Origin of the sequence: Sporosarcina sp. Marseille-Q4943 (assembly GCF_943736995.1) — a bacterium.
Taxonomy (GTDB): Bacteria; Bacillota; Bacilli; order Bacillales_A; family Planococcaceae; genus Sporosarcina.
Genome location: NZ_CALSFT010000002.1, coordinates 126,106 through 140,246 on the forward strand (window position 1 = coordinate 126,106; position 14,141 = coordinate 140,246).

General features: G+C 45.0%; 13 protein-coding genes and 2 riboswitches. Of the genes, 7 read left to right on the forward strand and 6 right to left on the reverse strand.

Going from position 1 to position 14,141, the window contains the following annotated elements:
* Positions 1 to 93: 93 nt before the first annotated feature.
* Positions 94 to 1,725, reverse strand: coding sequence for a PucR family transcriptional regulator (locus NIT04_RS00685; RefSeq protein ID WP_252501689.1), 1,632 nt, complete (start codon positions 1,723 to 1,725; stop codon positions 94 to 96).
* A gap of 148 nt (positions 1,726 to 1,873) precedes the next feature.
* Here NIT04_RS00685 and NIT04_RS00690 point away from each other — a divergent pair, with 148 nt between their 5' ends.
* Both NIT04_RS00690 and NIT04_RS00695 read left to right on the forward strand, forming a co-directional pair.
* Positions 1,874 to 3,343 carry a CoA-acylating methylmalonate-semialdehyde dehydrogenase gene (locus NIT04_RS00690; protein WP_252501690.1) on the forward strand — a complete coding sequence of 490 codons (1,470 nt, stop codon included), beginning with the start codon at positions 1,874 to 1,876 and terminating at the stop codon, positions 3,341 to 3,343.
* Between the two features lie 21 nt (positions 3,344 to 3,364).
* Positions 3,365 to 4,723, forward strand: a complete 1,359-nt coding sequence (locus NIT04_RS00695) for an aspartate aminotransferase family protein (protein ID WP_252503153.1) — start codon at positions 3,365 to 3,367, stop codon at positions 4,721 to 4,723.
* Between the two features lie 66 nt (positions 4,724 to 4,789).
* Here NIT04_RS00695 and NIT04_RS00700 read toward each other — a convergent pair whose 3' ends face one another.
* Positions 4,790 to 5,425, reverse strand: a complete 636-nt coding sequence (locus NIT04_RS00700) for a glycerol-3-phosphate acyltransferase (RefSeq protein ID WP_252501691.1) — start codon at positions 5,423 to 5,425, stop codon at positions 4,790 to 4,792.
* Positions 5,426 to 5,565: 140 nt separating this feature from the next.
* Positions 5,566 to 5,681, forward strand: a riboswitch (SAM riboswitch).
* A gap of 119 nt (positions 5,682 to 5,800) precedes the next feature.
* Between NIT04_RS00700 and NIT04_RS00705 the strand changes: the two genes are divergently transcribed.
* Both NIT04_RS00705 and NIT04_RS00710 read left to right on the forward strand, forming a co-directional pair.
* Positions 5,801 to 7,099 (forward strand): O-acetylhomoserine aminocarboxypropyltransferase/cysteine synthase family protein, encoded by a 1,299-nt coding sequence (locus tag NIT04_RS00705; protein WP_252501692.1) that lies wholly within the window; start codon positions 5,801 to 5,803, stop codon positions 7,097 to 7,099.
* A 115-nt stretch (positions 7,100 to 7,214) separates the two neighbouring features.
* A complete protein-coding gene (locus NIT04_RS00710; protein ID WP_252501693.1) occupies positions 7,215 to 8,201 on the forward strand; it encodes a homoserine dehydrogenase in 987 nt (328 codons plus the stop codon).
* A 306-nt stretch (positions 8,202 to 8,507) separates the two neighbouring features.
* On the opposite strand, the gene NIT04_RS00715 is transcribed toward NIT04_RS00710, so the two are convergent.
* Positions 8,508 to 10,025 (reverse strand): BCCT family transporter, encoded by a 1,518-nt coding sequence (locus tag NIT04_RS00715; protein WP_252501694.1) that lies wholly within the window; start codon positions 10,023 to 10,025, stop codon positions 8,508 to 8,510.
* A gap of 266 nt (positions 10,026 to 10,291) precedes the next feature.
* Entirely contained in the window at positions 10,292 to 10,522 is a 231-nt protein-coding gene (locus tag NIT04_RS00720; RefSeq protein ID WP_252501695.1) for an excisionase family DNA-binding protein, read from the reverse strand.
* A gap of 108 nt (positions 10,523 to 10,630) precedes the next feature.
* On the opposite strand from NIT04_RS00720, the gene NIT04_RS00725 reads away from it, so the two are divergent.
* Positions 10,631 to 10,999 carry a DUF2512 family protein gene (locus tag NIT04_RS00725; RefSeq protein WP_252501696.1) on the forward strand — a complete coding sequence of 123 codons (369 nt, stop codon included), beginning with the start codon at positions 10,631 to 10,633 and terminating at the stop codon, positions 10,997 to 10,999.
* Positions 11,000 to 11,049: 50 nt separating this feature from the next.
* Here the strand turns inward: NIT04_RS00725 and NIT04_RS00730 are convergent, their stop codons facing one another.
* Entirely contained in the window at positions 11,050 to 11,535 is a 486-nt protein-coding gene (locus NIT04_RS00730; protein WP_252501697.1) for a QueT transporter family protein, read from the reverse strand.
* A gap of 6 nt (positions 11,536 to 11,541) precedes the next feature.
* Positions 11,542 to 11,586: riboswitch (PreQ1 riboswitch) on the reverse strand.
* A 124-nt stretch (positions 11,587 to 11,710) separates the two neighbouring features.
* Here NIT04_RS00730 and NIT04_RS00735 point away from each other — a divergent pair.
* Positions 11,711 to 12,127 carry an SRPBCC domain-containing protein gene (locus NIT04_RS00735; RefSeq protein WP_252501698.1) on the forward strand — a complete coding sequence of 139 codons (417 nt, stop codon included), beginning with the start codon at positions 11,711 to 11,713 and terminating at the stop codon, positions 12,125 to 12,127.
* Between the two features lie 67 nt (positions 12,128 to 12,194).
* Positions 12,195 to 13,073: a DMT family transporter gene (locus NIT04_RS00740; RefSeq protein ID WP_252501699.1), complete on the forward strand. Its 879-nt coding sequence runs from the start codon at positions 12,195 to 12,197 to the stop codon at positions 13,071 to 13,073.
* 164 nt (positions 13,074 to 13,237) lie between these two features.
* On the opposite strand, the gene NIT04_RS00745 is transcribed toward NIT04_RS00740, so the two are convergent.
* On the reverse strand, positions 13,238 to 14,128 hold the full coding sequence (locus NIT04_RS00745) for a CPBP family intramembrane glutamic endopeptidase (protein ID WP_252501700.1): 891 nt from the start codon (positions 14,126 to 14,128) through the stop codon (positions 13,238 to 13,240).
* Between the last annotated feature and the right edge of the window lie 13 nt (positions 14,129 to 14,141).

Sequence of the window (14,141 nt, forward strand, 5' to 3'; positions counted from 1 at the left end):
GAGAAGGAGGGGTCTTAGACAAACTGTAAGCATATATATCATTGGATTTCACGAAGCGTTAAATAAATAAGCCTCCCTAAAGAGAAGGCTTGTTTATGTAGACTGACTATGCTTTAAAAACTGATAGGCATGGATAGCTATTTCTATCGCCAAACGTTTTTGAGACTCCATAAAATTGTTCCCTAAAAGAACTTCTAATTTTTCAAGTCGATGATACAGAGTTTGACGGACAATGAAGAGGCGATCTGCAGTTTCTTTTTTTGCGCCGCTACATTCCAAGTAGACGCACAATGTCTCATACAGTTCACTGTCATTTTCTTTGTCATAAGCAATGACGGAAGAGATGTGTTCATCTACAAAAGACTGCAACTGATTTGATGCAGTCAATTCAGATAGCAATCGGTAAATCCCCAATTGTTCATAGAAATAGGTTGTGACAAGTCCTGACTTATGCAAAGTCAACACTTTTCTCGATTCCTCATAACCTTTTTTTATATCTTTGATATCTTGATAGACGGTGCCGATGCCAAACCGGCATTTGCTTCCCAATAAGTAGTCGGAATGATTAAATCGTTCAATTAGATGGAGGACTTGCAAGTAACGATCAGTCTCTTTTTTATGTTCAGAAGCTGATAGAAAGAAAGCGATGATAACTATTTCATTTTTTACACTCGAAACGGCGGGAAAAAAGCCATGCCGATTAAACAATGTGCGTATCGTCATGGAGCGTTGGATCCGGATCTCCTCCCAATCTTCATCCGCTATATCCAAAGCTAGGTCATCTATGTGTATGGTGAAAATCCGGTAATACATATTGCTACTTGGTGTCGGAAGATAAGCGTGGATTTCGTCTTGATCGACAGCTCTCCCGTTCAGTAGGTTACGTACAAACTCACCTTCACTTTTTTGTTTTCGCTCAGCAATCGTCCGGCTGCGCAACAAAATTTGGGCAATAGCAAGAGCAGCACGATCCAAAATCAAAAAAGTCATATCATCTGTTCGTGGAGCAGTAATTTCCATGCATGCAAAACCTAGAAGCTGACCTAATCCGCGTACCGGCATGCAAGCGAAAGATCTCTCCTGGATGGAGATGATATGCTCTTCCTTCTGGGGCGATGAAAAAAGGTTAGTATTCTGTTGAAGCACAGACTCGACTTCCTTCATTTCAGATGGATAGTAGTAGGACTTTTCATGATTGCCTATAAACATGATGCCTTGTTTAAAAAAGAGATGAAGCTCTTGCAGGATTTTTAAAATTCCATTTGGAGCAAGGGACAGGTCGATAAATTTCCTTGATAAGGCGTCAAGCTGTGAAAGCATTTGATGGTGTCGATTAATGATCGCAGTATGTAAATCCTGCGTAATATCTACAAATTTTACGGTCTTTTCAAAAACAATGATCGGAAAACGGTGTTCATTCGCCAATTGGATAATTTCATGAGGGATTTCAATGAAATATGGCCCCAACTCAATACAAATACAAGCTACGTTTTTTTCGATCAACCGTTTTACATATTTCAGTTGAGTTGGTAAATCTAGCTGTAAGCCTACGCCAGTCGTTAAAATCAATTCCCCACCATTGATCAACGATTCAAATTCTTGTATTTCCAAAACATGAGCCCATTTCACTTGGCGTCCGATTCCTTCTTCGCCTGCAACTACTTTAGCATCTTTGAATAATGGTCGCTTCAGGATATCTGAAACTGCTATTTGCAATTCTCCCAATGGGAATCCCTCCATAACGTAAAAAAAGAATGGTAATCATTTTACGAAGTGTAAAGTGCTAAGTATTAGAATTGTTTGTAAAGTATAAATTGTAGTGTATCAGAAAATCGATAGTTATCGCAACGAGACTATAGTAGGAGGAGATTATATGCAAACAGTGGCGACAGAAAAGAAAACGCTTTCAAATTTTGTGAATGGACAATGGGTAAAATCAAGGACAGATAAATACGAAGAAGTTCCGAATCCTGCAACTGGAGAGATTCTAGCGGAAGTGCCGATCTCCACGACAGAAGATTTGGAAGTGGCGGTAGCAGCGGCAAAGGAAGCATTTGCGAAATGGAAAAAGACACCGGTGCCCCAACGTTCACGTATCTTATTCAACTATCAACAATTGCTCGTGAAGCATTGGGATGAGCTGGCAAAATTGATTACGATTGAAAACGGTAAAAACTATAACGAAGCCTATGGCGAGGTGCAACGTGGCATTGAATGTGTCGAGTTCGCGGCAGGGGCTCCGACTTTGATGATGGGGTATCAGCTTCCGGACATCGCGACAAATATCGAGTCGGGTGCATACCGTTATCCAATCGGCGTCATCGGCGGAATTACACCGTTCAACTTCCCTATGATGGTTCCTTGCTGGATGTTCCCGATGGCGATTGCGACTGGCAACACATTCATCTTGAAGCCATCGGAACGTACGCCGTTGCTGGCCAACCGTCTTGCAGAGCTATTGAAGGAAGCTGGACTTCCCGACGGTGTCTTCAATATCGTCCACGGGGCACATGATATCGTCAACGGAATCTTGAGCCATCCTGACATTCCTGCAATTTCGTTTGTTGGATCCCAACCGGTTGCTGAATATGTATACAAAACTGGCGCCGCGAATGGTAAACGTGTTCAAGCGCTTGCGGGTGCGAAAAACCACACGATCGTCATGCCGGATGCAAATATGGATTTGGCTGTAAAAGATATCATCAATGCAGCATTCGGATCCGCGGGTGAACGTTGCATGGCTTGTTCGGTTGTCGTTGCAGTTGGCGACATTGCAGATCAGCTCGTCAATCGTTTAGTCGAAGAGTCTGACAAGCTGACAATCGGAAATGGGTTGGAAGAAGGGATCTTCCTAGGACCGGTCATCCGTGATTCCCATAAAGACCGGACGCTCGCGTATATTGAGTCGGGCATAGAGGAAGGGGCTAAGTTGATACGTGACGGTCGAAAGGACGAGACGTCTTCGGAGGGCGGATACTTTGTCGGGCCGACAATTTTCGACAATGTTACACAGGAAATGAAGATTTGGAAAGATGAAATCTTCGCTCCGGTTCTATCCATCGTTCGTGTCGATACGTTGGATGAGGCGATTGCGTACGCCAACAAATCCGAATTTGCGAATGGTGCTTGTTTATTTACGGATAGCGCAAAAGCAATCCGTCAATTCCGTGAAGAAATCGACGCGGGTATGCTCGGCGTCAATTTAGGGGTTCCGGCACCAATGGCCTTTTTCCCATTTTCAGGTTATAAAAAATCATTCTATGGAGACCTTCATGCAAACGGCCGCGATGGAGTGGAATTCTATACACGCAAGAAAATGTTGACAGCACGTCATTCGTATTAAAAGAAGGGAGAGATGATGAAGATGACAACAGTACATGAACAAACAAAGTCAGTAGTGGACAAGGATCGGGATAATATTTGGCATCATATTTCGGCCTATAACGAAAAGAACCCCCCGATGGTCGTTGAGAAAGGGGAAGGTGCATGGATTACGGATCATAAAGGCAATCGCTATTTAGATGGGATGGCCGGCTTATGGGCTGTAAACGTAGGCTATGGACGAGAAGAGATGGCGCAGGCGGCCTTCGAACAGATGAAGAAACTCGCTTACGTCCCGATGATGCAAAGCCATGGACCTGCAATTGAACTGGCGGAGAAGATCAATGAACTGCTTGGTGGCGATTATAAAATCTTTTATTCCAACTCCGGTTCTGACGCGAATGAGGTGGCGTTCAAATTGGCGCGCCAATATCATCAGCAAAATGGGGAGTCGTCCCGTTATAAATTCATTTCCCGCTACCGTGCATATCATGGCAGTTCCATGGGGGCCCTTGCGGCAACGGGGCAAGCGCTGCGTAAATATAAATACGAACCATTAGCGCCTGGATTCCTTCATATTGCGCCTCCGGATAATTATCGGAGACCTGCGGGGCAATCGGTGGAAGATTATAATATTCAACGGGCCCAAGAATTTGAGGAGAAAGTTATTTGGGAGCAGAAAGAGACGATAGCCGGAATCATCATGGAGCCGCTCATTACAGGCGGCGGCATTCTCATTCCGCATCCGGTGTACGTAGAAAAGGTGCAAGAAATCTGCAGACGTCATGGTGTGCTGCTCATAATTGACGAAGTCATTTGCGGATTCGGCCGTACGGGCAAAATGTTCGGGCATCAGCACTTCAATTGCAAACCAGACATCATTACAATGGCAAAAGGTTTGACGAGTGCCTATTTGCCTTTGTCTGTCACAGCGATTCGGAAGGATATCTATGACAAATTTGACACGGGGCAAGAGAACAGCCACTTCCGTCATGTGAATACATTTGGCGGCAACCCTGCAGCTTGTGCGTTGGCATTGAAGAACATCGAAATTATCGAACGTGAACAGCTTGTCGAACGCTCCGCGGAATTGGGAGAGCGTCTCCTCAAAGAACTTGAAGAGTTGAAGAATCATCCGTATGTCGGTGATATCCGGGGCAAAGGCTTTTTGCTAGGCATTGAACTCGTGGAGGATAAAAAGACGAAAGAACCCGCTACAAACGCTCGGATGGCGAAAATCATGGGAGATTGCAAAGCGAACGGGCTCATTGTTGGACGGAATGGAGATACTGTAGCTGGCTACAACAATATTTTGGCGTTGAGTCCACCATTATCATGTACTGATGAAGATTTTGATTTTATTGTTGCTGTATTGAAGAAAGTGTTTAACGAAAATAAATAAGACGGTTAGTTGTCCCAGTAGCAATATATATTTGGCTTCTGGGACAGCTTTTTATTATTCAGTCTATTATCTATCCTGTTTTTTCTTTTTTAACTCTGCACGAATCCGTGGCTCGGTCCGGTTCATAATGCGCTTGACGTTTTCGAGGTGTTTCCATACTGCCATAATGAAAAGAAGAATGGTAATGAGAATTGGCCAATATCCAACCATCCAAATAGCAGCTGCAAGAAATGTGCCATAGAGCATGAATACGCCGAAGACGAGTATATCCGTCACAATAGCAACAATGACGAACAATAGAAGACCTGCAATGCCGAAGCGCCAATCAATGGCGAAAAGAACTCCTATAACACTTGCCGTTCCTTTCCCTCCATTGAACTTCATATGAAAAGGAAAATTATGTCCAAAAACAACAGCTGCACCTACTAAAAAGAGAAATGCTGTCACATGTTCCGGTGCAAGACCGAAGCGCTCAGCAGCAAATCGTACAGCCAGGACGGCGACAATCCCTTTCCCGATATCTATCAAAGCAACGAGCGCCCCATACCGTTTACCTAACACCATTGTCGCATTCGAAGCGCCTGCATTTTTCACTCCGGATTCTTTCAAATTTACACCTGAAAGCCACTGCGCTACAGTCGATCCATGCAGGCAACCGATCAAATAGCCAAATAGAATAATCCCGATACTCCACAAAATCATAAGTACTCCTCCAAAAAGAATATACATCTATCATACCATTGTCGCTAAACGCAAGTTTCAGAAAAAAATAAATTCACCCCTTGACTTTTAAAAAATAGTCTCCTATACTGTTCAACAAGATGAAAAACTGAATACCCAAACTCTTATCAAGAGCGGCGGAGGGACTAGGCCCTGCGATGCCCGGCAACCGGCAAGTGACGAACTTGCAAAGGTGCTACTTCCTACAGATTCGTGCAAACGGTCTGAAAGATAAGAGGAGGAATAAGCGAAAGCGTAACCCTTCTCTTAGCGAAAGGGGTTATTTTTTTATTCCAAAAACCCCCAACGCCTCCGCATTGCCTTTTCATCTTAAAAAATCCACTGGAGGTAATAAAAATGACAAACAAACAACTTCAACCAGAAACTCTTCTCTTACACGGAGGCCAAAAGCCGGATCCTATTACAGGTTCTCGTGCTGTACCGATCCACCGTACTACTGCATTCGTTTTCCGCGACACTGAACATGCCCAAAACTTATTCGGCTTGCAAGAAGCAGGCAATATTTACACACGAATCACGAATCCTACCGTTGCTGTCTTTGAAGAAAGGGTTGCGCTACTAGAAGGTGGAACAGCTGCAGTCGCTCTTTCCTCCGGGATGGCCGCTATCGCTTTCTCCATTTTGAACATTGCGGGAGCAGGGGACGAAATCGTCGCTGCCGGCAATCTATACGGTGGTACGTATAATCTATTCGCCGTCACGCTTCCTCGCTACGGCATCAATGTGAAATTCGTCGATGCAGAAGACCCTGAAAACTTCCGCGCGGCAATTACGGACAAAACGAAAGCGATCTTCGCTGAAACGATTGGGAACCCGAGCTTACAAGTGCTCGATATCGAAGCAGTCGCAAATATCGCTCATGAGAATGAAATTCCGTTCCTCATCGATAACACATTCGCATCCCCATACGGATCGAATCCAATCGAGTTTGGAGCAGACGTCGTCATTCATTCCGCAACGAAATGGATTGGCGGCCACGGAACGACAATTGGGGGTGTCGTCGTCGACGCAGGGAAATTTGACTGGACGCGCGGCAAGTTCCCAGGCTTTACAGAGCCGGACGAAACGTACAACGGCCTACGCTACGGCGTTGACACTGCGGCAGCGGCATTCGCTACGAAGCTCCGCGTCCAATTGCTGCGTGACTTCGGACCTTGCCTAGATCCGGACAGTGCTTTCAACTTCCTACAAGGGCTGGAGACGCTTCATTTGCGTGTGACACGCCATAACGAAAATGCCGTGAAAGTCGCTGAATTCCTACAGGCTCATCCGTCTGTTGAATGGATTACTTACACAGGACTGGAAGATCATCCGACGTATGAAAATGCTAAGAAATATTTGAAAAACGGCTTCGGCTCCATCATCGTCTTCGGCATTAAAGGCGGACGTGAAGCGGGGCGCAAAGTGATCGATAATATTACGCTATGGTCACATGTGGCGAATGTGGGGGATGCTAAATCTCTGATCATCCATCCTGCATCAACGACACATCAACAATTGTCTGCGGAAGACTTGAAAAAGACGGGGACGCCGGAAGAATTGATCCGTCTGTCTGTCGGACTTGAGTCTACGGAAGATATCATTGCAGACCTGCAGCAGGCAATCGAAAAAGCCGCGCCGGTCGCAGTCCGCTAAACAGAATAACAACTAGCTGCGAAAGCCGTCACATAGAACGGCTTTTGCGAGTAAAAGCGAAGCGTTACGAGCACTGGCTAAACGCCCTCCGCTTTAGAAAGGAAAGGGTGGTTTCATGCCGTCAATTAAAGTGGCCATACTCGGTTTCGGTACGGTCGGTGAAGGTGTTTACAGAATCCTGCAGGAAAAGCGGGAAGAGATTAAAAGAAGCACTGGTTTCACCGTTGATGTCGTATCCATCCTTGTAAAAGACAAGGCAAAAGAACGTATGCCGATTACAGGCGCAAAATTTACAGATGACATTCAGGAAATATTGGGGAATCCCGAAATCGATATCGTTCTCGAAGCGATTGTCGGGGAAGAACCTGCGTATACGTATTTGTCGGATGCGATCGAGAAGGGTTGCCACATCATTACCGCGAACAAAAAGATGTTTGCAAAACACGGACCTGCGTTAATGAAACATGCCGAGTTCCGGGATGTGCAAGTTGGGTTCGAAGCGACGACAGCTGGCGGCGTCCCGGTCATCCGGACGGTGTCCAATTTGCTGGCAAGTGATCGTATCAAACGGATCCAAGGCATTTTAAATGGGACGTCAAATTTCATTTTGACGAAAATGCGCGATGAAGGATCTTCATTCAAACAAGCACTTTCTGATGCGCAGCAAAACGGGTTCGCTGAAGCGGATCCTGCAGATGACGTGGATGGCACGGACGCCTTCCGTAAACTGATGATTTTGAGCTCGCTCGCTTTCGGTCAACAGCCCGATTGGGAGGACGTCCCTGTCGTCGGAATCGATCATCTTAAGTCGATCGATATTATTGATGCATCGAAAGGCGATCTCCGTTATCGTCACGTGGCGGATATTTGGAAAGACGAAAAAGGGAAGTTGCAAGCGACTGTAGGTCCGGTTTTGATTGGCGCCGATCATCCGCTGTTCAGCATTGACGGTGTCGACAATGCAATCATTCTAGATACCGAGTACCTTGGTTCATTGACTTTGGTTGGCCCTGGTGCGGGAATGTACCCGACAGGAAGTGCGATGGTTGCCGACCTGCTGCATATCATTCGTCAACACAAAGCGGTCATGGTACCGAATTGAAAAAGTGGAGGGGGAATTTTTAATTCCGTCCTCCACTCAGCCTGTTGGTAAACGCTCGCATCCGTTGTTGCTCGTCTCGCTCTTCCGCTCATGAACTTAAGTTCTATTCGCGTCTTCGCTCGACGTCGCGCGGGCTCGCAGGATGCGAGTCATGCAACCGTCGCCACAGGACGTGGTGCTCTTAGGTTGCCTTCCTTGACAAGCGTTTTCAATCAGGCTGAGGAGTTTCTTGCGCATCATAGCTTTCCTTAAAAAAGAGTGTAGACAAAGTCGAAAAATGACTTTATCTACACTTTTTTATGTCGTTCAAACGTTGTCTTTCGCTTTCCTTCTTCTCGGCCGTTCACTCTTTGGCAGTTCGCTCTTCAACGCTTTGAGTAATGAAATAATCATTAGCAAAATGATGAAAGAGAAAGGCAATGCGGCAATGATGATCGTGTTTTGCAGTGCAGTCAATCCATTTACGGACAATAAAATAATCGCAATGGTCGATTGGATGACACCCCAAATGATTTTCACACTATTCGGTGGGGTCAATGATCCGTACGTGGACTGCATGCCTAACACAAATGTCGCCGAGTCTGCGGACGTAATGAAAAAGGATGCAATGAGCAAAACAGCTACAATTGAAATGATAATTGACAAAGGCATCGCATGGAACATTTCAAAAATCGTCAACTCAGTGTCCGTCTTCGCTAAATCTACAATCCCTTCACGTTGCATATTGATGGCGGTCGTTCCAAAAGCTGAAAACCAGATGGCGCTAAGGACGGTTGGCGCCAACATGACAACAACCATGAATTCCCGGATTGTTCTGCCTTTCGATACCCGTGCGATGAACATGCTGACGAACGGTGCCCATGAAATCCACCATGCCCAATAGAAGATCGTCCAATCTTCTAACCAGCCACGATGAATATCATTCAAAGGTGCAGTACGGAAACTCATCGAAACAAGATTGGCGAGATAGCCCCCGATGGAATCAGTGAAAACATTGAAAATGAGTAAAGTCGGTCCTAAGATGAGGACAAAACCTAATAGGGCGATCGCCAATATTAAGTTTGTGTTCGATAAATATTTGATGCCTTTGCTAAGTCCTGACCAGGCCGACATAACAAAAAGAACGGTCACGACTGCAATGATGATCAGTTGTGAAGTGAATCCGATCGTAAAGCCGAATAGATAATTCAGCCCTGCGTTAATTTGAACAGCACCGAAGCCGAGAGAAGTGGCAACGCCAAAAGCTGTTGCAAATACGGCAAGCACATCGACGAGAACGCCCCAAGGCCCTTCCATCTTTTTACCGAAAATCGGCTTCAATGTTGCTGAAATTAACCCTGGCTCCTCTTTGCGGAATTGGAAATATGCCAAAGCAAGCCCAACAATCCCGTACATGGCCCATACATGCAATCCCCAATGGAAAAATGTCTGTCGCATCGCCTCTTTAAAAGCAGCGTCCGTATTGGGCTCTGCAGTTGCAGGATTAATGGCATAGTGGGAGAGTGGTTCGGCGGCTCCGTAAAACACTAATCCAATTCCCATCCCAGCAGAAAATAGCATGGCAATCCAAGTGATTGTTGAAAACGTCGGGCGGTCCGCATCTTGCCCTAAACGCACTTTGCCGAAAGGGCTGAAAATGAAGAATATGCTAAGCACAAGAAGAAATGAGAGCAGAAGCATGTAATACCATCCAAATGAAGATGAAACGAAGGATTTGATGGATGTTGTAACGGCTTCAAAACTTTCCGCCGCAGCAACTCCATATCCAACGGCTAATATAATTAGACCAATTGTGATATAAAATACGTTTGATATTTTTCGCATGTTTCCCCCTATGAATAATGGTTTTTTGAAACGACTACACACTATACCAATCATGAAGCGGGAATGCAAAGGCAGTGAAAATGTAAACACTTACACAAATGAATCATTTGATTTTTTTATTAACATGTACAGAATGCATACTTAAGGTGCTGGCTAGAAGTAAAAAGAAACTTTAGAATTGAAAAATTCGATTGGATTGAATGAAAAAATTGTGTCTTTCTGACTATGGCACATCCCTGATTTCAGTTTACCCTCTGTAAGAGAATTTAATCCTCGTCTTTGATATCCCGATCTGGAGGAATTGGTTCATTTAAGTAGTCCTCAATTTGCCTTTTCAACGTTTCGAGTTGGGTGAAATAGTTGCTGAACTGATTTTGGTTGATGAAAAACTGTTCGCCGTCATGGACGGCACGGATGCGTCCTTCCCATACATACTTTCTGACTTGCTCGGCAGGCATACCTAAATATTCTGCTGTTTCTTCAATCGTCATATACATCAAAAAAACCTCCTTCTTTATTTCATTATAATGCAACGATGCTCCTCCTACATATTTTGATTGTACTTGGGCAATGTTAAAAGAAGTATATGAATGGAGGCAACAACAATGAATGAGGAAACAAACGTGAACCACGGAAGGTCGCTTCTGATCAAAGCAATATTGATTTTTCCGGTTCTATGGATTGTGTTAACGGTCTTTAATGGTGTTTCTTTTTGGCACTCGACTATTTTAGGTGTCGCTTTACTGTTAATTTCCTACCTGGGAGATTTGATGATCTTCCCAAGAGTGGGCAATATGACCGCGACGATTGGAGACTTGGCGTTAGCATTTATCGTTCTATGGGGTGGCTTGAATTTGCTTGGCTATTCGGAAGCTATGGGAGAAGCATTTCTGGCAGGAGCTATTCTCGCTGTCGGGGAATACTTTTTTCACTCTTGGCTATTAAAAACACAATACGGCAACACTTATGTATGAGTAAAAGAAAACAGAGAGCGGCGTTCAATGCCACTCTCTGTTTTTTAATCTTATATGAGTTTGCTGAAATTAAGTCGTTTATCCAATGCAACCATTACAGGAATGCCGATTGCCATGACGACAAATTCGCCAACAGCGACGAAAAGCCAAGTCAGTAGGAAAGGCAGTTCCAGAACGATGTTCAACTCCCAAGCGATAAGGAACATCGTGAATGTGAATACAATTGTATTGAAAAACATCCGTCGGTAAATCCCTTTAATGAATTTCGCGGATAGGATTGTAATTGATAGAGCGAGGACGGATTGCCCAACTCCGAATACGAGATCGATCGGTCCCAATTCTGAAAAAAGCAGATTGGCAACAAAAACGCCTAATACGACGCCGACGATATATTTTTTATTGAACACGACGAGATGATTGAACATCTCTGACAAGCGAAACTGAATGTTTGTGAATCCGAACGGGGCAATCAAAAACGTCACAGCAACATACAACGCAGCGATAATACCGCTCGTTGCCATCGTTTTTACTTTCATATTCATTTCTCCTTAGTTTTTTTTCGTGGGATGGTTACGAACCACGCGGCAAAAAAGCCTGCCTATTAGTGTACCATAGAGCTATTGGTCGTTCAATAGCCATTAATTTCAAGAGGAATTGAGGCTTGTATGATAAACTGAAGGAAACAGTTACAACAGTACAGGAGGATACCATATGTCTGCGAACGAAATTAGGAAAACGATACTTATTGAATCCCCTATTGAAACGATTTGGCCGTATGTGTCAACAGCAGAAGGAATTGGTGCTTGGTTCATGCCGAACGATCTGGAACCGGTCGAAGGGAAGGAGTTCACCTTGCAAGCGGGTCCCTGGGGAAAATCTCCATGTAAAGTGACGCAAGTCCAACCGCCGAACAGTTTGTCGTTCGACTGGGGAAAGGATTGGCATGTTCATTTTCAATTGAAGGAAATTGATGGCCAAACCGAGTTGACGTTCATCCACGCTGGCTGGGAAGAAGGTAAACAGACGGAGTTCGGTGAATCGCACGACGTCGTTCGACCGCGTATGTCCGAGGGTTGGAATGGACTTTTGGCGAAGCTTAAAAATGTAATCGGATCGACAGCCGAATAATTGAGAGAATTCATACACCCTTCTTCGATATCATGATATATTCATAATATCGGGGGAGGGGATTTCTTTGTCACAACGAATTGCATTCATAGTTGTCTTATTAGGAGCGGTGCTTTGGGGAACGACGGGCACCGCGCAAACATTCATGCCGCAAACGGTTCACCCGTTGGCGGTCGGTGCCTCAAGGCTTGCGGTCGGCGGTTTCACTTTGCTCATACTCATGCTTGCTCTTCGAAAAATCGACTTTCGGAACTGGCCGTGGAAAGCGACGCTCCTTTCGGCATTGGCGATGGCAATCTTCCAATATTGCTTTTTCACGTCAATCCGGTTGACGGGCATCGCCATCGGAACCGTAGTTACGATTGGAAGTGCACCGATGTTTTCAGGGATTATTGAATGGTTAATCTTGAAGAAGCGCCCGACAAAAATATGGGCAACTGCCACATCCCTTGCCATTGTCGGCTGTGTATTATTATTTTCGAATAAAGAGGGGCTCGTCGTCAATCCGATCGGCGTCTCACTTTCATTAATTGCCGGACTTTTATTTGCCTTTTATACTTTATTTAATAAAGAAGTGTTAGAAAAAGTGGACGCTATTCCAACCGTTGCCGTCATTTTCTCGGTGAGTGCAATCATGCTTATGCCATTTTTGTTCATCTTCGAAACGGAAGGGTTGCTCACTGTTCCTGGTATCTCGACAATGATTTATCTCGGCATCGCGACGACAAGTGTGGCATATATCTTGTTTTCCACCGGGTTACGTCACATCCCCTCGTCATCCGCGGTTACGCTCTCGCTAGCCGAACCGCTCACTGCCGCGATTTTAAGCGTGCTCGTCGTCGGGGAAAGATTGGATCTAGTTTCGTGGACAGGAATCGCGCTTCTCTTAGGCGGAATCCTCGTTTTGACGTTAAGCGGAAGAAAAGGAAAGGCTGCCGTTCAATAGGCAGCCTTACAAACGCATAAACTTTCAAATTCCGCATAAATTGCCGTATTTACGCATAAACCGCCGCAAAAGCGCATAAAACGCTAAATCAGCTCATAAATCAAGAAAAGTACGCATAAACTTCTCCAATTACGCATAAATCGCTGCAAACGCGCATAACCGTCTTACTCCGACTTCATCTTCACATACATCCTCGTCGCGAAATACCCGAGAATAATAAGCAGCGTCGCTAGTAAGCCGCCTTCCAACCCGAACGCTCCGCCTGTGAGCCATGCATTGCCATCTTCCACCGAAACAGTATACATCCCATGCGGAGTCAGTCCGCTCACCGCAAATCCGAAGACATTCCCTTGAAAGTAATTCCATGTAATATGATAGCCAATCGGCAGCCATAAGCTTTTCGTCGCGTCAAACATATAGGCGAATAAAATCCCGACCAATGCAATGTTGATCAGTCCTAACACGCTGACGTTCGGATTCATGCCGTGCGCCAAACTGAAAACGACAGCTGATACGACGTAAATAAGCCACTTCGGATTTCCACGACTTTCCATCGTCGACATGACATACCCTCGGAAAAAAATCTCCTCAGAAAAGCCGACAAAGATGAACATGACAAGAAATGATAATGAGAACACGGAAAACTCGGGTTTAGTGAGTGAATTAAGTAACGTTATATTTCCGGTAGCCAATAGAATAAAGAAAATGATTGCAATCGACGCCGCTCCAAGCAGGAGGCCGAAACCTAAATCTTTTAGTGGACCCCTGAATCCCAATTCTTTCAACGTCCCTTTATTCACAAAACGCCATAGCAACACCGTCGCAAGCATTCCGCCAACTGTCCCGCCGCCTTGCGTCAAAAGGAAAATCCATGGATGCCTGTCAAAAGCGGCCATGATATCCATATCGTAATTTCCATCTTGAAACGGGAAATCAATGAATGCCAACAAGACTGCGCCGGGCAAGGCGAAAATTTGCTGGGCAATGAACATCGCAACGAACGCCAAAAAAATCAGCCATCCAGCACGAACTTGGTTTGCTTCGTTTTTGAACAAATGATAACCCCCT